This window comes from Desulfovibrio sp. 86, from assembly GCF_902702915.1.
GTDB lineage: Bacteria > Desulfobacterota > Desulfovibrionia > Desulfovibrionales > Desulfovibrionaceae > Desulfovibrio.
On record NZ_LR738849.1, the window covers coordinates 226,879 to 247,183 of the forward strand.

Genomic DNA, 20,305 nt, shown 5'->3' on the forward strand with positions numbered 1-20,305 from the left:
ACACCCCGCCTGCCTTAGCGGTTCAAGCTTATTGCAATGAAAAATCCTGCACTGACAGACCTTGCCAGTGCCTCTTTTTTTCACAGTTCATCACAATACTTCCTATCCTTCCCATCTGTCAGGTGCTGAAGGCGGCTTTTTTGCGCCTTTTTATTGCTGCTCGCCTTGTCTCGTTTTCCTCTACCTTTCACATGGATTAATCTCGGAGAGATTATGTCAGTATCGCACAAAGAATCACGACGGAAATTTCTTAAAGGTGTTGCCTGCGCCACTGCCGCAAGTAGCTTAACTATAGACTGCGCCTCTGCTCAGACAACCCAGCAAAAATGGACGTTAGTCATTGACCTGAATCGATGCATGGGGTGCCAGTCATGCACTATTGCCTGTAAAGCCGAACAAAACCCTATGCCAGGAACTTTTTTTTCACAGATGCGTATTGAAGAAACCTCCCCAACAGGGAGGTTGGAATTTTTGCCACAGATGTGCATGCACTGTGACGCCCCAGCGTGCCAATCCGCCTGCCCTACGAACGCCATAATAAAGCAGCCAGACGGCATTGTGCTTACCGACTGGAATGTCTGCATTGGGGATGGGGCATGCATAAATGCATGCCCGTATATGGCTCGCAGCCTTGACACCACACAGGGCAACAAGGCTGCCAGTTGTGACCTGTGCGCAGAACGCTTGGCCCGTGGCAGGATACCTGCTTGTGTTGAAAGCTGCGCATCAGGGGCCAGGATTTTCGGTGACGCGGCATCCCCATCGCAAGAGTTGGCAAACTATTTGCCTATAATCAAGACACTCCGTTCTCAGGAGCAAAAACTGCCTAAAGGACGTGTCGTTATTGTTCCTCTTTGTGACAGGAGAGCGTCATGAAAAATTTTTTCTTTCAAAAAAAAACCAAGCTTGACAGACGAAACCTCTTAAAGAGGGGTGCGTTTATATTGGCAGGATTAACGCTGGCACCCGTTACACGCACAGCATTTGCCAAAAAAAATAGTCCAGTGAAACGCAATGCCAAGGATCGATATACCCCCGGGCAGGCAGGGTATAAAGTCGTACATACAACCTGCCTCGGCTGCAACGCTCGTTGCGGCATGCGCGCTGTAGTACATGATAACCACCTGATAGAAGTCTCTGGCAACCCTTTTCATCCATACAACCATGCGTTTAATCCGGTACCATTCACAACTCCGGTATCCGACACAACGACCTTAAGTTCCCCTGTCTGTTGGCGCGCGTGCAAAAGTGACCCACCTGCGAGCATAATGAGCACGCAAAAGTGGCCCACCCTGGACAACGGTTTTCCGAAGAGGAAAAGTTCCCTTCGGAGGACGCCAGGAGATGTTGGGAATGGAGACAATCAGGAAGATTCGGTTGGCATTGAGCAAGGGCATGAGTATTCGGGAAGCATCCAGGAAGTTTAACAAATCACGTAAAACGATTCGCAAGATTATCCGGACGGAAGCAACGAGTTTTTCGTACCATCGGAAGAAAGAGCATTACCCCGCGCTTGAAGGGTATCGAGAGGCGCTTGAGGCGTTGTTGGAAGCGGAAACGGCTGTAGCGGCATCCAAGCGGCGAACAATTCTTTCGTTGTACGAGGAGTTGCAAGGCAAAGGGTATGCGGGAAGCTACAGTTCGGTGCGCCGCTATGCGCGTAAATGGCAGGGCAATCAAGCGCCTTTGTCTACAGTGTATATTCCGTTGAGTTTTGGTAAGGGTGAAGCCTTTCAATTCGACTGGAGCAGCGAAGAAGTTGCGATTGATGGAGTGGTTCTTCGTGCTGGCGTCGCCCATTTTCGCCTTTGCTACAGCCGGATGAGTTTCATCGTTGCCTATCCTTTGCAAAAGATGGAGATGGTTCTGGATGCGCATGTACGAGCGCATGATTTTTTTGGCGGTCTGTGTGGTCGGGGCATCTACGACAACCTCAAGACGGTTGTGACGAAAATCTTCAGAGGCAAAGAGCGCGAATTCAATGCGCGATTTCTGGAGTGCAGCTCTCATTATCTTTTTGATGTTGAAGCCTGCACGCCGGCAGCAGGATGGGAAAAAGGCCAGGTCGAGCGTCAGGTGCAGACGCTACGAAAGGGTTTTTTTCTTCCACGTCTGAGTTTTGAGTCTTTTGCCGCATTAAATGTGTATCTGCATGATCGTCTGATAGCGTACGCCAAAACGAAAATGCACCCTGAGAAGCGTGATTGCAGCATTTATGCTGTATTTGAAGAAGAGCGCGAATTTTTGAGGAAGACGGCTCTTCCTTTTGATGCATGCCTGGCGCAGGAAGTCCGTGTCAGCCCGCAATGCCTGGTCAGCTATGAGCGCAACCGCTACAGCGCCCCATGCGCCTATGCCAACAGGAGTGTGCAGTTGCGCGTCTATGCCGGGCATATACGTTTTTATGCGGACAGTCATTGCATTGCCGAACATACGCGTGTTTTCGGGCGGGACAAGACCATTTGCGATCCTCTGCATTATCTGCCTGTGCTGGAACGCAAACCCGGAGCCCTGCGCAATGGTCTGCCTTTCCGTGAATGGCGCCTTGCCCCGGGTCTGCAAACGCTTCGTGACACCCTTGAAAAGACGAAGGGCGGCGACAGGCAGCTTGCGGGTATCCTGGCGGCGATTCCGCAATACGGCGAGGACGCCGTCAATGTGGCTTGTGAACTGGCCCTGGAAGCGGGTCTGACCAGCAAGGACGCTGTCTTGAATATCCTGTGCCGGACAACGGAAGATATCCCTGCCCGTGATATGGCGCCCCCCGAGCATTTACGCCTGCGCCTTGCGCCACAGGCCAACTGCACGGGCTATGAGCGCCTCCTGGGGGGATACCATGCGTGAAATGATCTTCTCCCATCTGCGCGACCTTAAGCTGCCCGGGATGCTTGCCGTGTATGACGAAGTGCTGGAGGAAGGCCGCCGCACCCGCTGCACAACGGACAAAACCTTGCTTCGCCTCCTTACCGCCGAAGTTACGGAACGCCAAACCCGCACCCGCAATTACCGCCTCGGCCAGGCCCGGTTTCCTTCTGTCAAGGAACTGGATTCTTTCGACTTTGCCGATACCCCTCTTAACGAAGCGCAAATCCGTCATCTGCATGAAGGTGATTTTCTTGCGGATCACGGCAATGTCCTGCTCGTGGGCGGCTCGGGAACCGGCAAAACGCATCTGGCGCTCTCGCTGGGCATGGCCCTGATCCGTCTGGAAAAACGAGTCCGTTTTTACAATGTCGTGGATCTTGCCAACGCGCTTGAGCAAGAAAAGCAATCCGGAAAGACCGGCCGACTCGTCCGGCATCTGCTGCGTCACGACTGCCTCATCCTGGATGAATTAGGCTATCTTCCTTTCTCACGCAACGGCGGACAACTGCTGTTTCACGCAATATCCAAACTGTACGAACAGGTTTCGCTCATCATCACAACAAACTTGAGCTTTGGGGAATGGCCGCAGGTCTTTGGTGACGCTAAAATGACCACGGCTCTGCTGGATCGCGTGACACATCATTGTGAAATTATTGAAACAGGAAACGAAAGCCGCCGCTTACACAGCCGTCTTTCACAAAAGGCCGGGCACGAATAGTGGACGCGCGAGGGGGGGAAGAGAGGCTCCGCTACGCTACGCCTCTCTTCCCCCCCTCGTTAAAACCCCACTTTGTGTCCTTGCACATAACCCCCAGAGGTGGGTCACTTTTGCGTGCACATGGTGGGTCCCTTTGCAATGCGCATTGACACGCTTGAAAGCACTCGCCTTATGCTGAACTTTTTGACCAACCTTTTCGGTTGATCTTTTCACTTCACCTGTTCCTTGAGGACAGCCCCCTGCACGCACTCAGGGGCGTACGCATGATGCGCTCAAAGGCGAATAGATACCGCGACACCATGAGACAAAAACAGCATGATGTCCAAACGGCATGAGACAATCCTTCCTCCAAATAAACCCCTGCCCGCTTTTGGTCTGCACCCCGTCAAGTAGACAGTTAAAAAGGCCCCAGGGACGATAATTAAGCGGCCAGCTTTTCCAGGTACTCCACCGGGGAAAGCTGGCCGAGTCTTTTTTGAAATCGTTCGGTGTTGTAGAAACGTATGTACTCTTCAATCAGAGCGCTCGTTTCTTCTTTGCCTTGCACTGAATTTTTGAGAAAAACTTCTGTCTTCAAATGTGAAAAGAACGATTCAACGCATGCATTGCCCAAGCAATTGCCTTTGCGCGGATGACTTCCCTGAATTTGTAATTTTTCAAGCTGGTTACAATACAATTTGTGAGTGTATTGAAACCCTTGATCTGAATGCACTACCGCTCCTGGCATTGCCGGAAGTTTGTCGAATATGTCGAGCACAAGAGCAAGGTCATTTCGGGATGAGAGGGCGTGAGCGACGATTTCGTTGGTACACAAGTCTTGCACCACAGACAGATAAATGAAGCCACTAGTTGTGGGTAACTAGGTTATATCTGTCACAAGTTTCTTGTTGGGGAGTTAAACTTTGAAGTAACACCCAAGCAGATTAGGAAACACTGTGCTGCCAGATTTACCAAAGTAACGACGCTTTTTACGAATAACAGACTGGATGCCGAGCTTGCGCATAAGCCGATAAACACGTTTGTGGTTCACGGCAAAACCTTCACGGCGTAGCCACCGTTATGCGGCGATAACCATAAAATGGCCACATGGAGTGGAGAGCTTTAATATGGGTTGTAATGTCGGCCTCACTATTCATCTTGGAACTTGCCATTTTCCATTTGTAATAGCCGGATCTGGATAATCCAGAAAAGTGTAATAATGTTTCCAAAGATGAATGAGCACGCAGCGCATCGACTATTTTGAAAAAACTCTTTTGGGTGCGCTCCCCATTCGTGCCCGGATCGGGAGCGATACAACTTTTTTAAATAGTCTCGCTCTGCTTTTACATAAGCAAGTTCTTCTTCAACAGATGAAAAATTCGTTTTTAATCGTCCACGATGCTCCGCATGGCTACTTTTACCGCGGCCATCTTCCAACGATTCACCCGAGTTAATCTTGGCAACCCATTCGCGAAGAGTCTTTTTATCCTTGATTCCCAATTCATCACAAAGTTGTCGATAGCTACGTCCACCCTTAAGAAAAAGCTGTACGGCTTCTTCCTTGAACGAAGGTGAATATGTAGTCTTCCTACCGTCGGCCATAAAAGACCCCCATCATGTTTTCAAAGTTTAAGCCTAGTGGGGCTTTTTTACTTTGTCTACCTGATGGGTGTCATAGCAATAGCGGGTGGTGCTGATTTCAGTCTATCTCCTCCTAAACGCCCGCCGCGCTGGGCCGGAACATACGTACTTTCCGTTCGTGGCATAAACTGATATCTGCTGCCTGGTGTAAAAGCCATTTCCCGTTGAAATTGTTCTGGCGGCTCCACGAGCAAACGTTTGCCGTGACGACGCAAGCGCAGGATATCTGCGCAGATAAACGGCAACGCGGGTGTGCCGTATCCTTGGGAAGCTTCCCAAAGGTACTTTGTTCTGATGCATGTGGGGCAGTGATGCCTTCCCCCGGTATGGCGACAACGACCCAACTGTTACAGGTGGAAATATGGGTTTCATTTCATTGGATGACGCACGCGACCTCGGCCAGCGCGCCCTCATGAAGCACAAGGTCAGTTCTGAAAACGCTGCCGTGACCATTGACGCCCTGCTCCGTGCGGAGATGCAGGGGATTCCCTCACACGGCTTTTCGCGGATTCCCTATTATGCGGCCCAGGCAGCCGCGGGCAAGATAGACGGTCTTGCAAAGCCGCAGATATCGCGTCCAAGACCAGGTGCAGTTCTTACGGACGCCAAGTGCGGCTTTGCCTTTCGGGCCATTGCCGACAGCCTGCCCGTGGCGGCCCAGGCGGCAAGAGAAAACGGCGTGGCCCTGCTGGCAATAAAGAATTCACACCACGCAGGCGTGTTGGGCCTTCCTGTCGCGGACTTTGCGGAGCAGGGGCTTCTGGCCATGGCATTTGCCAACAGCCCCGCCGCGCTCGCGCCTTATGGGGGCAGCAAAGCCGTTTTTGGCACCAATCCCATGGCCATGGGATGTCCCAGAAAAAACGCGCCGCCTCTGGTCATTGATATATCCATGGGTGTCATGGCGCGCGGCAAGGTTTTGCAGGCGGCCGAGAAGGGAGAACTCCTCCCTGAAGGCGTAGCTGTTGATGCGGAGGGCAAGCCCACACGCGATGCGGCCAAGGCTTTTGCTGGCTCGCTGCTGCCTTTTGGCGGCCCCAAGGGCTATGCGCTGGCGCTGATGGTGGAAATCATGGCTGCTGTGTTGCCGGGCGCGGCTCTGGCGGTGGAGGCAAGCTCGCTGTTTGCGCCGGAAGGGCCTTCGCCGCGCATTGGGCAAAGCTTTTTGGTCATGGACCCGGTGGCCACAGCGGGAGACGGCTTTACTGACCGCATTGACGCTCTGCTGCGTGTCATCACAGAACAGGAAGGCGTGCGCCTGCCCGGCGACAGGCGGCTGTCGCTGGAGGCAGTTGCGCGGGCAAAAGAAACGGTTGCTTTGCCAGACCCGCTGCTTGAACAGCTTTACGGCCTCTGCAAAGAATAGCCGAATGCCCAAGCAAAACCGTTCTGGCCACTGCTGCGCGCGCAGCAGTGGCCAGAACATTGTAACGTTTAAAACGGATAGGCAGGCTGATACTACTGCAACGTGCCGTGGATTCAGCCGCAAATCGCATTTTTGACTGACGGAGCATCTTTAAAATTCTTCGTATTTCAAAGATGCTCCGGTTCAGAGCAAATAAACTTTGCGACAGATAAACTTTGTGATGGCATGATGCCTGAAAAAAGCTGACTCGGCCTCCTTCGTTCCGAAAACCTTTTGTACTACAGCAAAATACAATAAGAGTTTTGGGGGGTGGGGGCGTGGGGGAGGAGACCCTTTTGCAAAAGGGTCCCTCCCCCACCAAGCATTTCGGTGGTTCGGGCTATACCGTAAAAATTTCCGGTTCTTTCCTGTCCCTGCATTTTTCTTCCAGCATGGCAATAATCTTCAACACGGGCTCCTGGTCGAAAAACTTGGCCTGCTCCGGGCATGCCTTCACACAGGCGCAGCAGCGTATACAGCCTTGATTCACAAGGGCTGGATCGTCCTCACTGATGACCTGCACAGGGCACTGGCTTGCGCAGAGCATGCATTGGGTACATGCCTCTGAAGTTTTCGGGCGAATATCCACCGCAGGGGGCAGTTCCTTGTAAGGATGGTTGCCCGGAACAGCCACCGGCCCGGCATGGCCCGAAAGTATGGCCTGGGCCGTATGGCGGGCGAATTCCCCGGCGAGTTCCATATCCCGGTCGTCGGGTCTGCCCGTGCCAATGGCCGACGCCAGGCTGTGTTCCGCGATAAAGGCCGCAGCCGCCACCACGTCGCAGTTGCGCTTCTGCAACGCATCCACAGCTTCCAGCAAGGCGTCGTCGTAGTGGCGGTTGCCGTAAACGGCCATAACCGCAGCCCGCGCTCCCTTGCCATCAAGTACAGACAGAAAGCCGTCAAGCAGTCGGGGCACACGCCCGGCGTACACAGGAAAAGCCAGAAGCAGCACATCGTCCGGCCCACAGCACAATTTTTTGGCACGCCCTGGAGGGTATGTCAGGTCATGCTCGCAAAGTTCTTTGCCAAGCGCTTGCGCCAGGGGCCATGCCACGGCCAAAGCAAGTTTTTTGCTGCCGTGCGTGGGACTGAAAAAAACAGCGTGCAGTATACCGCTCATGTATGCCTCTCTTGGGTTGCATGACAGCGAATATGGGGCAATTCATGTTCAGATTGCTCTGGCGACGGCCTGGGCAGGCGCCCAACTTGAAGATCAGGCGCAGCGCTTTGCGTCGGTAAACTCCGGAGCGGGCGTCTTCAGCCTTTGGAATATGTATTCCCAAAGGCAAGCGGAGATATGTTCACAGGGGCAGTCCGCTCTGGACTGACCATGGTAAAAGGGCCGGAATATACGTATCCGGCCCTTTTAAAGTGTTGCGAAAAGCTCGGGACGTTACTGTTACCAGCTTTTACCCTTGCTCTGCTCATGACCCACAATACCGCCGGCCAGAGCGCCTACGCCAGCGCCGGCAAGGGCTCCCCAACCAGCCGCGCCGCCGGAAATGGCGGCAATACCGGCACCGCCAAGAGCGCCAAGAGCCGCGCCGCTGGCAACACCCTGCTGGGTCTTGTTCATATTGGTGCAACCAACGCCACTGGCAAGCAAGGCGGCCAGCAGACCTATAATTAAAACTTTTTTCATGGCAATTCTCCTGAAAAGTCCAGTCGTGGCTTGAAAGGCATTGGCCCTATTTCGCGGCAAGACGCGGGGCGATCAGTTCATACCAGATAACACCCATAACCGGACGGTCAAGCTTGTCAGGGTTGGTAGCATACCAGCTGTCCACCAGTTTGCTGATGTCAGCGCGGTTGACGTTGTCAAATGCCTTCATCCAGCCCTTTTCAAAGGGTGACAGGGTGCTGGTAGGCTTTTTGCCCGTTTTGGCGGCTTTTTCCATTATCTTGCCGTTAACAAAGTATTCCACGGTAATGGCCGATTCCACCCCAAGCAGAAAAGCAGCCTTATCGGTTTCAGTCGTTTTTTGCCATACGACGCCTGTAAGCTGTTCAACGGGATTATTATGTGGCACAGCGCTGGCGGCTGTTTCGGCCGCACGCACGGGAGCGCAGGCCAAAACCAGAGCCAGAACCAGCCCAAGGCTCAAAACTGACTTTTTCACTTGAAGCTCCTTGCAGGTTACAGAACAGGCGGGATTAACCGCCGGAAAAAGCACTCATACCAACAGACCAAAAGCGCCAATCGCTATCAGTGCTAGTTCCAGTCTAGTCACAAGAAGACTCTCATATCAAGTCTTTTCCGTCTTATCAGGCTCCGACGGACTCGCCGATGACCTGTCTGAACCGGTTGAACAGGTATTCGCCGTCGTGCGGCCCGGCGGCGGCTTCAGGGTGATACTGCAGGCTCATGACAGGCAGCGTTTTGTGGCGCAAGCCCTCGAGCGTATTGTCGTTAAGATTGATGTGGGTCGCCTCCACATCCTCCACTCCGTCAAGAACCACGTGGAACCCGTGGTTTTGCGAAGAGATTTCGATACGGCCCGTGGTCAGATCCTTGACCGGGTGGTTGCAGCCGTGGTGACCGAACTTGAGTTTGTCGGTGCTGCCGCCGAGCGCATGTCCGATAAGCTGGTGACCAAGGCAAATGCCCGTAACCGGGAACATGCCGATAAGCTCCCGCACCAGGGCTATCTCGTTGGTCAGCGTGGCCGGGTCGCCGGGGCCGTTGGACAGAAACGCCCCCTTGGCGCCGCTGGCCTTGGCCTGAGCCGCGCTGAAACTGGGCGGCACCACCAGAGGTTCAAAACCCGCTTCACACAGACGGCGCAAGATATTCCACTTGATGCCGAAGTCATAAACCAGCAGGGGCAGCCCCGTTCCACGCCAGGCATAACTGCCGTCTTCGGCCAGGGGGGCCTCCTGTACAGCGTTGTCATACCAGGCATAGGGCTTCTGGGCCGCCACAAAGGGCACAAGGTTGCGCCCCTTCATGGGGGGCAGGGCCCTGGCGCGTTCCTGAAGCACGCGCGGGTCCATTTCCTTGGTGGAAATGATGCCGCGCATGGCCCCGTTGATGCGCAAATGCAGGGTCAGGGCACGGGTATCAAGCCCTTCCATGCCAGGCGTTTCATAGCGCTTCAGGAAGGCAGGCAGAGACATTATGGAGCGCCAGTTGGAGGGCTTTTTGCAGCACTCCTTGACCAGCAGGGCCGAGCAATGCACGCCTGCGGATTCCATATCTTCACGGTTGGTGCCGTAGTTGCCAATGAGGGGATAGGTCATGCAGACCATCTGCCCGTAATAGGAGGGATCTGTAAGAACCTCCTGATATCCGGTCATGCCGGTGGTGAAAATAACCTCGCCGCCGGTTTCAAATTCGCCGGTAAAGGACTTGCCTTCCAGCGTAAATCCATCTTCCAGCACCAGTAATGCTTTCATAGCTTACCCCTGCGCGTCCCGCGCATAGTATTCCTGCAAACTTTCCACATGGATTTCGTCCCGCCGCGAACCTATGGCTGTGGCAGTGGCACGGGCCGCGGCAATGGTGGTGCAATACGGCACCTTATAGTTCAGGGCCGCATGACGGATGGCCTTGGAATCCTTGGCCGTGTGCTTGCCCGAAGCTGTATTCACGACCAGGGCCACCTCGTGATTGATGAGCAGGTCCACAATGTTGGGACGTCCTTCATAGACCTTGCGCACTTCTTCGACCTTGAGCCCGTGGTCGCGCAGTACGGTCGCAGTGCCCTTGGTGGCCAGCAGGTCAAAGCCCATATCGGCAAACTTTTCGGCCACTTCTGGCAGGAAGGGCTTGTCGCGGTCATTGACGGAGAGAAAAAGCTTGCCCCCCTGCGGCAACACCTGGCCAGCGCCGAGCTGACTTTTAAGGAAGGCCTCGCCAAAGCTGGAACCCATGCCCATAACTTCGCCGGTGGAGTGCATTTCAGGGCCGAGTATCACGTCCACTCCGGGGAAGCGCTGGAAGGGCATGACCGCTTCCTTCACGCAGGTAAAGCCGCCCTTGCGCATGCTCCAGGGGTCCAGTTCGTCCAGGGTTTTGCCCAGCATGACCTGGGTGGCCAGGTACGGCAGGGGAACCCCTGTGGCCTTGGACACAAAGGGCGCGGTGCGCGAGGCGCGCGGGTTGACTTCAAGAATATAAAGATCGTCGCCCTTGATGGCGAACTGGATATTCATGAGGCCCACCACCTTGAGCTCACGGGCCAACGCCTCGGCCTGGGAAGCGATAAGGGCCACATGGTCGTAGGACAGTGAATAGGAGGGCAGCACGCAGGCCGAGTCGCCGGAGTGGATGCCAGCTTCCTCGATATGCTCCATGATGCCTGCCACATACACGTCCTTGCCGTCCGACAGGGCGTCCACGTCCACTTCCACCGCATGCTCGAGGAATTTGTCCACAAGGATGGGATGCTCCGGCTTTTCGGGCACCTGGGCGTGAAAGTACGCCGTCAGTTCCGCCACGTCATACACCACGGCCATGGCCCGGCCGCCAAGCACGTAGCTTGGCCGCACAACCACGGGATAGGTGATGCGCTCGGCCACTTCCAGAGCGTCTTCAAGGCTCATGGCCGTGCCGTTGGGCGGTTGCAGCAGGCCCAGCTTCTGGATGAGCGCCTGGAAGCGCTCACGGTCTTCGGCACGGTCAATGGCGTCGGGGCTGGTTCCGAGGATCGGCACCCCGGCGCGCATGAGGGGCACGGCCAGGTTCAGCGGCGTCTGCCCGCCAAACTGCACGATGACGCCCTCAGGCTTTTCTTTTTCCACAATGTTCATGACATCTTCGAAGGTCAGCGGTTCAAAGTAGAGACGGTCCGAAGTGTCGTAGTCCGTGGAAACCGTTTCGGGGTTGGAGTTGGCCATGATGGCCATGACCCCGGCATCGCGCAGGGCGAAGGAGGCGTGGCAGCAGCAGTAGTCAAACTCGATGCCCTGGCCGATACGGTTGGGGCCTCCACCGAGGATGAGCACCTTGCGGCGGTTTTCCAGCTTGAGCTCTTCGCCTTTTTCATAGGTCGAGTAAAAATAGGGGGTATAGGCTTCAAACTCGCCAGCGCAGGTATCCACAAGATAATATGTGGGCAGGATGTGCATTTCCTGACGCAGACGGCGAATGTCCGCTTCGGGGCGCTTCCACATTTCGGCAAGCTGCCTGTCGGAAAAACCGTATTCCTTGGCTTCGCGCAAAATTACCGCCAGGTCGGCGTTGCTGGCGGTCATGTCATTGGCCATGCCAAAGTTGCGGATGTGCTGCTCCATCTCCACAATGTCCTGCACCTGACGCACAAACCAGGGATCAATGGCGGACACGGCGAAGATTTCTTCTTCCGTAATGCCCGCGAGCAAAGCCTGACGCAGCGTAAAAATGCGACGTGAATTGGGCCGTTGCAGAGATTCAAGGATATCCTCACGGGCGGGCAGCTCGGCGTTGAAGTTGAAACCAAGGCCCGTGGCCCCGATTTCCATTGACCGCAATCCTTTTTGCAGGGCTTCCTTGAAGGTACGCCCGATGCTCATGGCCTCGCCCACGCTCTTCATGGAGGTGGTCAGCTCGTCCTTGGCCCCGGGGAACTTTTCAAAGGTAAAACGCGGAATCTTCACCACGCAGTAGTCGATGGCAGGCTCAAAGCTGGCCACAGTTTCACGCGTGATATCGTTGCGCAGTTCGTCCAGCGTGTAGCCGACCGCCAGCTTGGCCGCAATCTTTGCAATGGGAAAACCCGTCGCCTTGGAGGCCAGCGCTGAAGAACGCGACACGCGCGGATTCATTTCAATGACCACAACTTCGCCATTGGCGGGGTTGATGCCGAACTGCACGTTACTGCCGCCGGTTTCAACGCCGATTTCACGCATGATGGCAATGGAGAAATCGCGGATCTGCTGGTATTCGGAATCCGTAAGCGTCTGCACCGGGGCCACGGTTATGGAGTCGCCCGTGTGCACGCCCATGGGATCAAGATTTTCAATGGAGCAGATGATGACACAGTTATCCTTGGTGTCGCGCATCACTTCCATTTCAATTTCTTTCCAGCCGAGCACGCTCTGCTCTATCATGACTTCGGTGGTGGGGCTCGCGGCCAGACCGTTGCTTGCCACCTCTTCAAGGTCGGCAAGATTATAGGCCACGCCGCCGCCCGTACCGCCAAGGGTAAAGGCCGGGCGCACAATCAGCGGGAAAGGCAGCACGTTGCCAAGCCGGCGCACTTCGTCAAGGTTGCGGGCAATGCCGCTGGCGGGCATCTTGAGCCCGATGCGTTCCATGGCCTCACGGAAAAGCTCGCGGCTTTCGGCCTTCTCGATAACTTCGGCCCGTGCGCCGATAAGTTCAACGCCGTACTCCGCCAAAACGCCGCCCTTGGCAAGCCCAAGAGCGGCGTTCAAAGCCGTCTGTCCGCCAAGGGTCGGCAACAGCGCATCAGGGCGTTCTTTACGAATAATGGCAGTCAGGGTGTCGAGTTCGATGGGTTCCACATACGTGGCGTCCGCCAGTTGTGGGTCGGTCATGATGGTAGCGGGATTGGAGTTGACCAGCACCACTTCATAGCCCTCTTCTTTGAGGGCTTTGACGGCCTGTGAACCGGAGTAGTCAAACTCGCAGCCCTGGCCTATGATGATGGGTCCCGCGCCGATGACAAGAATCTTGTGTAAATCCGTACGCTTAGGCATTGGACATTCCTGCGGCTTTGGAGATCGGTACGAAAGGGGCGGCTCTGGAGGCCACCGTTTGCTCAAACTGCAGAACAATACATGCACTTCATGGCAAGGTCAACATTTTCTCTGACCAGGCAAACAGGGGGGCCCACCCCATTAAGCCCTTGCGCACCATCCAGATTTACGCAATACTTCTTGTCCTGAATACACAAGGGGGCATTGATAATGCAAAATATTAAAAAAGTTGTTCTCGCCTACTCCGGCGGGCTTGATACATCCGTCATCCTGAAATGGCTTATTGAGACGTACAAGTGTGAGGTCATCGCCGTCACCGCCAACCTCGGCCAGCCTGAAGACCTTTCGGGCGTTGAAGAAAAAGCGCTCAAGACCGGCGCTTCCAAGGCCTATGTGCTTGATCTGCGCGAAGAAATGGCCAAAGACTTCGTATTTCCCATGATGCGCGGCGCGGCCATCTACGAAGGCCGCTACCTGCTCGGCACTTCCATCGCCCGGCCCCTCATTGCCAAGGCTCTGGTGGATATCGCCCGCAAGGAAGGCGCCGACGCCATCTCGCACGGCGCCACCGGCAAGGGCAACGACCAGGTGCGCTTTGAACTCGCCGCCGCCGCTCTGGCCCCCGAGATCAAGGTCATTGCTCCCTGGCGCGAATGGGAGCTCATGTCCCGCACAGCGCTCACCGCTTTTGCCGAAAAGCACGGCATTCCCATTTCCAGCGCCGCAAAGCGTTACAGCATGGACGCCAACATGCTGCACACAAGCTTTGAAGGCAGCGAACTTGAAAACCCCGGCAACGAGCCGCACGAATCCTGCCACGAGCGTTGCGTGCCTGTGGAACTGGCCCCGGATACGCCGGAAATCGTCAGTGTGGACTTTGAGCGCGGCAATCCCGTTGCCGTCAACGGCAAGGCCCTTTCGCCCGCCACCATCATCAGCACTCTGGCCGAAATCGCCGGACGCAACGGCATTGGCCGCGATGACATGGTGGAAAACCGCTTTGTGGGCATGAAGTGTCGCGGCGTATATGAAAATCCCGCTGGCACCCTGCTCTACAAACTGCACCGCGACCTTGAAGGCATCTGCCTTGACCGCGAACTGCTCGGCATCCGCGACATGCTGGCCGTGCGCTACGCCCAGTGCGTATACAATGGCTTCTGGTACTCGCCCGAACGCGAAGCCATGCAGGCTTTTATGGACAAGTCGCAGGAAACCGTCACCGGCACTGTGCGCGCCAAACTGTACAAGGGCGGCGTCTGGCCCCTGGCCCGCACTTCTCCCAACTCGCTCTTTTCCGAAGACCTGGCCACCTTTGAGGGCGGCGACTATGACCACAAGGACGCAGCGGGCTTCATCCGCCTCAACAGCCTGCGCCTGCGCCTGCACGCGGCCGTTAGAGGCAAGCTGAAGGACTAGACCTGTTTGCCATTGAAACACGTCACGCTCTAAAGTTGTCACTCAGCCAAAGAATGTGATTTTTATCTGAATCCACGCCACGTTGCGGCGCGCTGCACTCGGGTGCAGCAGAAGAGCATGCAGGCTTTTCAAAGGCGCAATGCTCTAGCCCGGCTGGCCAGCAAAAGCCTCCGCCGGGCAGGCGGCGGTCCACGGACCAGCCTGTCCGGCAAAGCCTCCCGCAGTGGAGCACGGCTCCACCCTGCACCGCTCAGGCGTACTGGAACTTCGGGGGCAGAGGCGTTTTATGAAGCGCCCCTGCCCCCGAATCATTACTTTAAAAAGCAATGGACACTGCTATGAAAACCAACCAGAGCTGGGGCGGGCGTTTTGCCGAAGGTCCCAAAGAAGCCGTGGCCCAGTATACGGACTCCCAATCTTACGACAGGGCCCTGTATGCCCAGGATATCCGCGCCTCGCAAGCCCATGCGCGCATGCTGGGCCGTCAGGGCATTATCCCGCCCGGTGAAGCTCAGTTGCTGGTTGAAGGACTTGACCGCGTTCGTGAAGAAATCCGCTCCGGCAACTTTGTCTGGAAGCCGGAACTTGAAGACGTGCACATGAACATTGAGGCGCGCCTTACGGAAATTATGGGCAACGTGGGCAAAAAACTGCACACTGGCCGCAGCCGCAATGACCAGGTGGGGTTAAGTTTTCGCCTCTTTGTGGCGGACCGACTTGAGACGTGGCGTCAGCGCGCCGCCGGCCTGTGCGCCGTGCTGTTGCAGCGCGCCACGGAGCACACCGCCGACATCCTGCCCGGTTATACCCACATGCAACCGGCGCAGCCCGTGAGCCTTGCGCACCACTTGCTGGCCTACGCATGGATGTTCAGGCGTGACGCCATGCGCATGGCCGACTGCCTTGACCGTGTCCGCATATCCCCCCTGGGCGCGGCCGCCCTGGCGGGCACAACCTACCCACTTGACCCGCAAAGCGTGGCTGAGGACGTGGGTTTTTCCAGCGTCTACACCAATTCGATGGACGCGGTTTCCGACAGAGATTTCGTGCTGGAAGCGCTTTTTTGCGGTTCCACCATCATGATGCACCTCTCGCGCCTGTGTGAAGAAATCATCCTGTGGGCCAACCCGGGTTTTGGCTTTGTGCGTCTGCCAGACAGCTATTCCACCGGCTCCTCCATCATGCCGCAAAAAAAGAACCCCGACGTGGCCGAACTTATGCGCGGCAAGACAGGGCGCGTCTACGGATCGCTCATGAGCCTGCTCACCATCATGAAAGGCTTGCCCCTGGCCTATAACCGCGACATGCAGGAAGACAAGGAAGGCTTTCTTGACGCCGACAACACGGTTGAAGCCTCACTGCGTCTTATGGCGGGCATGATGGAAGAACTGAGGTTTCGTACGGATCGCATGCGCGAAGCCTGCAAGGCCGGTTTTCTTAACGCCACGGAACTGGCCGACTATCTGGTGGGCAAAGGCCTGCCCTTCCGCGAGGCCCATCACGTCACCGGACAATGCGTGGCGGCGGCCGAAAGCCAGGGCAAGGGGCTTGAAGACCTCACCCTGGCTGAAATGCAGGCGCTTGAGCCACGCATTGAGGAAGACGTGTACGCCATACTGGACTATGCGGCCGCCGTTCGTCGGCGCGAGACTCCCGGCGGCACTGGCCCGCAGTCCATTGCCGCGCAGGTGGCCCAACTCAGGACGTGGCTTGCCGGTATGGGCGGCAAGGCCATTTAGACCGGGACAGGCTGCCATGCCCTTTTTTACGGATCAGAACTCCGAAGCTCCGCAGGCCGCTTCCTGGCCCCAATGGCTTGAAGAGGCCCGTCTGGACGACGGCCTTGCGGCCCAGGCCTATGAGGACACCCCCGCGCAATGGCGGGCGGCCATCAAGACAGGGCTTGCCCTGGCCCATATGCACTTTGGTTCTGATCCCGGCCGGATGTGGGACATGCGCAGCGACGGGCATCTGGGTTTCTGGCGGCGCGACGAAAGCCATGCCGCCCCGTGGGCCATCGTCGCCTTTACCCCGGCCTACGCGGCGGCCGCCAGGCTTGCCGCCGCCTGCATTCCGGCCATTCTGGCCGGGGTCCCGCTGATAGGGGCCGTCTGTGTGGGCGGGCAGCCCCACCGCTCTGCCCTGGTCAGCCTTGAACTGAGCGGCGTTGAAGATATTTTTGTGCTGGACGCCCCTGGACTTCACAAACTGCTTGAAGAAAATCGCCCCGGCCCCGGAAGGCTGGTGCTGCTGCACACGGGCGGGCTGGCCCCCAACGTGGAACTGGCCCGGAGCATGGGCCTGCCCTGCTGGCAGGAGTATCATTCACCGAAGCTTGCCCTGGTTGAAGCCGATACTCCCGTCAATGGCCAGAACCCAGCGGACAATGGCAGCCGCATTGATCTTGAGGCATTGTATTTTGCCCAGGCAGAAGCTCTGGACACGGCCACAAGCATCACGGCCCGGATGTCCGCTGGCGGCACGAACGCCACGCCCACGCCGCTTGCGTGGGATGCGCAACCGCCGGACGCTCTTTATCTGGCCTCCGGCGACCACGAGCGGGCAGATATTCTGCATGGCAAAGCCTTTTCCGCCAGCGGCCCCGGTTTGACCCTGACGCCGGGCTGCGAGGGCTTTTGGCTGCACCCCGGCCTTACGCCGGATTTTTTCCGCGTGCGTTGCCTGACCTTTGGCATGCTGTGATAACCCTGTGTTCTGGAGCCCTCATGTCCAACATCAGCCGCATTCGCAACATTGGCATTATTGCCCATATTGATGCCGGCAAGACCACGCTGTCTGAGCGCATGCTTTTCTACAGCCGCAAAATTCACCGCATGGGCGAAGTACACGACGGCGCAGCCACCATGGACTACATGCCCGAAGAACAGGAACGCGGCATTACCATCATGTCGGCCTGCACCACCTGTCAGTGGAACGACCACACCATCAACCTCATAGACACTCCCGGCCACGTGGACTTCACCATTGAGGTCGAGCGTTCCCTGCGCGTGCTGGACGGAGCCGTGGGCGTTTTTTGCGCCGTGGGCGGCGTGGAGCCGCAGTCTGAAACCGTGTGGCGGCAATCGGAAGACTTCGGCGTGCCCAAGATCGCCTTCATCAACAAGATGGACAGGATGGGAGCGAACTTTGAATCCGTTCTTGAAGCCATGCGCCAGCGGCTCCAGGCCAACGCCGTGGCCGTTACAGTCCCCCTCGGGCAGGGTGAGGACTTCAGCGCTGTCCTTGACCTTATTCATGAAGAATGCCTGACTTTTGATGAAAACGATCAGGGCCTGACCATGGGCCGCACCCCCTTCACTGCGGAGCAGGCCGCGCTGGCCGCTCCCTGGCGTGAGCTGCTGCTGGAAAAACTGGCCGAAGCCGATGAGGATTTTCTTGAGCCCTACCTTGAAGGCGTTTACGGCATCAATGACATCCACGCGGCCCTTCGGCGGGCTACGCTGGCACGTCACATCACGCCTGTGCTCTGCGGCTCAGCCCTGCGCAACGCGGGCGTGCAGCCCGTGCTGGACGCCGTGTGCCGCTGGCTGCCCTCGCCACTGGACGTGCCCGCGCCTGTGGGCGTGGACCCCCAGGGAAAAGAAATCACCGTTCCCCCTGATCCCGATGCCCCGGCCGTTGCCCTGGTTTTTAAAGTCCTGCTCGAAGAAAACCGCAAGCATTCCTTTATCCGCGTGTACGCGGGGCGCATTCATGAAGGGGACAATTTGCGCAATGCAACGCAGCACAAGGACGACCGCCTGGGCCGCCTGTACCGGCCCCACGCCGACAGGCGCGAGCAGCTTGAAGAGGCTGGCGCGGGTGAAATAGTGGTCGCCGTGGGCTTACGGTCTGCCCATACGGGAGAAACCTATACCGCGCGCGAGCGGCCTCTGATCCTTGAAAGCATCGAGGCCAACGCGCCGGTCATCACGCTTGCCCTTGAGCCGCGCAATGCCGATGAAGGCAAGGTTCTTGACGAGGCGCTCGCCCGTTACGTTGAGGAAGACCCGACGCTCAGGGCGCAACTGGATGACGACACGGGCGCGCGCATGGTTTCCGGCATGGGCGAACTGCACCTGGATGTGTTGTTGGAACGCATGCGGCGGGAATACGGCATCAGCCCTCGCGCGGGAAATCCCCAGGTGGTCCTGCGAGAAACCATACGCAAGTCCGCTGACGCCAGTGTGGTTTTTGACCGCGAACTGGGCAAGGAGCACCACCAGGGGGCGGTTGCGCTTCGTGTGTCGCCGCGTCCGCGCGGCAGCGGCAACCTCGTGACGGTGGGCGATTTTCTGCCTGCGGACCCCGCCGAGGCCCGCAAACTGCTGCCCCAGATATATCTTGAGGCAGCCCTTGAGGGCGTGCGCGATGCCATGCAGAGCGGCGAAGTCACAGGCTATCCCGTGGAAGATGTGGAGGTGGTTCTCACCAGTGTAGAACGACGCGAAGGCCTGACCACCCTGCCCGGCTCCCGCATGGCGGCGGGCCAGGCCTTGCGCGAGGCTTTGGCCGCAGCTTCTCCCGTCGTCATGGAGCCTGTCATGCGCGTGGAAATCGTTGTTCCTGATGATTTTCTAGGCTCTTCGATCAGCCTGTTCAACACTTGCGGCGGCAAGGTTGAAAATCTTGAGGACAAAGGTGCACGCAAAATCCTGAGCGGCACAGCCCCGCTGCGCCGCCTGTTCGGCTTTTCCACCTCCCTTCGCTCGGCCACACAGGGCCGGGCCGGGCTGGTATTGACCTTTGACCGCTTTGACCTGCCCTGAGGCTGTGAACCCGTGACGCTCCGCACTACAGAAACCAGCGGCAAGGGGCATGCCCCCCGCGCCAAAAAAAGTCTTGGGCAGCATTTTCTGCGCCGTGAAGATATCTGCCACCGCATTGCGGCCCTTATCGCCCCATGCGCCCAGGATCGCATCGTTGAAATTGGCCCTGGCCCCGGCGCGCTGACCCGCGCCATTGAGGCAGCCCCGCATTCCCGACTGCTGCTGATTGAAAAAGACCGCCACTGGGCCGCCGAGCGCCAACGCCTGGGTGGCGTCAACACGCAGGCGGTGCTTGCCGACGCCCTGCGGTTTGACTGGCGGCGCATCAGCGTGCAGGAACCGTGGAAGGTCATAGGCAACCTGCCCTACAATGTGGCCTCTCCGCTTATCTGGGACATCGTATCCCGGTCCGAAGGCTGGCAGATGGCGGCGTTTATGGTACAGAAAGAAGTGGGCCAACGCCTTGCGGCACAGCCGGACACCGGGCATTACGGGGCGCTTTCTGTCTGGGTGCAGAGCTATTCCCGTCCGCGCATGGAGTTTGTGGTGGGCCCGGGGGCCTTCAGCCCGCCTCCAAAGGTGGACTCAGCCGTCCTGAGTTTCACCCCCTTACCGCTCAGTGAACGTCCTGCGCACCCCGCGCTTTTGTCCCGCCTGTTGCGCATCTGTTTTCAGCAAAGGCGCAAGCAACTTGGCGGCATATTCCGCCGCGCGGCGCAACCAGGTCTTGAAGATGCATTCAAAAGTGCCCAAATTGCACCCAATTTGCGCCCAGAAGTGCTTTCTCATCACGATTTTCAGCGTATTTCCGCTTTTTGGGCGTCACAGCTTGACAACATGGCGTAAAAAGTTTTCTGTTTATCCATA

General features: G+C 57.1%; 18 protein-coding genes. 10 read left to right on the forward strand and 8 right to left on the reverse strand.

Going from position 1 to position 20,305, the window contains the following annotated elements:
* Window positions 1–213: 213 nt before the first annotated feature.
* From DESU86_RS14660 to istB, 4 genes are read left to right on the forward strand one after another with little or no spacing between them, the layout of a single operon-like run.
* Window positions 214–876 (forward strand): 4Fe-4S dicluster domain-containing protein, encoded by a 663-nt coding sequence (locus tag DESU86_RS14660; RefSeq protein ID WP_179979326.1) that lies wholly within the window; start codon window positions 214–216, stop codon window positions 874–876.
* A complete protein-coding gene (locus tag DESU86_RS14665) occupies window positions 873–1,427 on the forward strand; it encodes a hypothetical protein (RefSeq protein WP_179979327.1) in 555 nt (184 codons plus the stop codon). The genes DESU86_RS14660 and DESU86_RS14665 overlap by 4 nt, the downstream gene beginning before the upstream one ends.
* Window positions 1,354–2,844 carry an IS21 family transposase gene (gene istA, locus DESU86_RS00935; protein ID WP_179979328.1) on the forward strand — a complete coding sequence of 497 codons (1,491 nt, stop codon included), beginning with the start codon at window positions 1,354–1,356 and terminating at the stop codon, window positions 2,842–2,844. The genes DESU86_RS14665 and istA overlap by 74 nt, the downstream gene beginning before the upstream one ends.
* The gene (gene istB / locus DESU86_RS00940) at window positions 2,837–3,583 is read left to right on the forward strand and encodes an IS21-like element helper ATPase IstB (RefSeq protein ID WP_179979329.1); all 747 of its coding nucleotides are present in this window, start codon (window positions 2,837–2,839) and stop codon (window positions 3,581–3,583) included. The genes istA and istB overlap by 8 nt, the downstream gene beginning before the upstream one ends.
* 421 nt (window positions 3,584–4,004) lie before the next feature.
* Here the strand turns inward: istB and DESU86_RS14670 are convergent, their stop codons facing one another.
* The 3 genes from DESU86_RS14670 to DESU86_RS14680 all read right to left on the reverse strand — a co-directional run bounded on the left by DESU86_RS14670 (window position 4,005) and on the right by DESU86_RS14680 (window position 5,164).
* Window positions 4,005–4,409 (reverse strand): transposase, encoded by a 405-nt coding sequence (locus DESU86_RS14670; RefSeq protein WP_442873471.1) that lies wholly within the window; start codon window positions 4,407–4,409, stop codon window positions 4,005–4,007.
* A gap of 69 nt (window positions 4,410–4,478) precedes the next feature.
* Window positions 4,479–4,613: an IS3 family transposase gene (locus DESU86_RS14675; protein ID WP_442873472.1), complete on the reverse strand. Its 135-nt coding sequence runs from the start codon at window positions 4,611–4,613 to the stop codon at window positions 4,479–4,481.
* A gap of 98 nt (window positions 4,614–4,711) precedes the next feature.
* The gene (locus DESU86_RS14680) at window positions 4,712–5,164 is read right to left on the reverse strand and encodes a transposase (RefSeq protein ID WP_442873473.1); all 453 of its coding nucleotides are present in this window, start codon (window positions 5,162–5,164) and stop codon (window positions 4,712–4,714) included.
* Between the two features lie 400 nt (window positions 5,165–5,564).
* Here DESU86_RS14680 and DESU86_RS00950 point away from each other — a divergent pair, with 400 nt between their 5' ends.
* A complete protein-coding gene (locus DESU86_RS00950; protein ID WP_179979330.1) occupies window positions 5,565–6,569 on the forward strand; it encodes an Ldh family oxidoreductase in 1,005 nt (334 codons plus the stop codon).
* 379 nt (window positions 6,570–6,948) lie between these two features.
* Here the strand turns inward: DESU86_RS00950 and DESU86_RS00955 are convergent, their stop codons facing one another.
* The 5 genes from DESU86_RS00955 to carB all read right to left on the reverse strand — a co-directional run bounded on the left by DESU86_RS00955 (window position 6,949) and on the right by carB (window position 13,253).
* Window positions 6,949–7,731 (reverse strand): 4Fe-4S binding protein, encoded by a 783-nt coding sequence (locus tag DESU86_RS00955; RefSeq protein ID WP_179979331.1) that lies wholly within the window; start codon window positions 7,729–7,731, stop codon window positions 6,949–6,951.
* A 279-nt stretch (window positions 7,732–8,010) separates the two neighbouring features.
* On the reverse strand, window positions 8,011–8,253 hold the full coding sequence (locus DESU86_RS00960) for a glycine zipper domain-containing protein (RefSeq protein WP_179979332.1): 243 nt from the start codon (window positions 8,251–8,253) through the stop codon (window positions 8,011–8,013).
* A gap of 46 nt (window positions 8,254–8,299) precedes the next feature.
* On the reverse strand, window positions 8,300–8,731 hold the full coding sequence (locus DESU86_RS00965) for a hypothetical protein (protein ID WP_179979333.1): 432 nt from the start codon (window positions 8,729–8,731) through the stop codon (window positions 8,300–8,302).
* 145 nt (window positions 8,732–8,876) lie between these two features.
* The gene (carA, locus tag DESU86_RS00970) at window positions 8,877–10,007 is read right to left on the reverse strand and encodes a glutamine-hydrolyzing carbamoyl-phosphate synthase small subunit (RefSeq protein ID WP_179979334.1); all 1,131 of its coding nucleotides are present in this window, start codon (window positions 10,005–10,007) and stop codon (window positions 8,877–8,879) included.
* Window positions 10,008–10,010: 3 nt separating this feature from the next.
* Window positions 10,011–13,253 (reverse strand): carbamoyl-phosphate synthase large subunit, encoded by a 3,243-nt coding sequence (gene carB / locus DESU86_RS00975; RefSeq protein ID WP_179979335.1) that lies wholly within the window; start codon window positions 13,251–13,253, stop codon window positions 10,011–10,013.
* Between the two features lie 210 nt (window positions 13,254–13,463).
* Between carB and DESU86_RS00980 the strand changes: the two genes are divergently transcribed.
* The 5 genes from DESU86_RS00980 (at window position 13,464) to rsmA (ending at window position 20,284) form a co-directional block, all read left to right on the forward strand.
* Window positions 13,464–14,669, forward strand: a complete 1,206-nt coding sequence (locus DESU86_RS00980; RefSeq protein WP_179979336.1) for an argininosuccinate synthase — start codon at window positions 13,464–13,466, stop codon at window positions 14,667–14,669.
* Between the two features lie 338 nt (window positions 14,670–15,007).
* Window positions 15,008–16,408 carry an argininosuccinate lyase gene (gene argH, locus DESU86_RS00985; RefSeq protein ID WP_179979337.1) on the forward strand — a complete coding sequence of 467 codons (1,401 nt, stop codon included), beginning with the start codon at window positions 15,008–15,010 and terminating at the stop codon, window positions 16,406–16,408.
* Between the two features lie 16 nt (window positions 16,409–16,424).
* On the forward strand, window positions 16,425–17,372 hold the full coding sequence (locus DESU86_RS00990) for a hypothetical protein (protein WP_179979338.1): 948 nt from the start codon (window positions 16,425–16,427) through the stop codon (window positions 17,370–17,372).
* A gap of 23 nt (window positions 17,373–17,395) precedes the next feature.
* Entirely contained in the window at window positions 17,396–19,438 is a 2,043-nt protein-coding gene (fusA, locus tag DESU86_RS00995) for an elongation factor G (protein WP_179979339.1), read from the forward strand.
* A 12-nt stretch (window positions 19,439–19,450) separates the two neighbouring features.
* Window positions 19,451–20,284: a 16S rRNA (adenine(1518)-N(6)/adenine(1519)-N(6))-dimethyltransferase RsmA gene (gene rsmA, locus DESU86_RS01000; protein WP_179979340.1), complete on the forward strand. Its 834-nt coding sequence runs from the start codon at window positions 19,451–19,453 to the stop codon at window positions 20,282–20,284.
* Window positions 20,285–20,305: the final 21 nt, after the last annotated feature.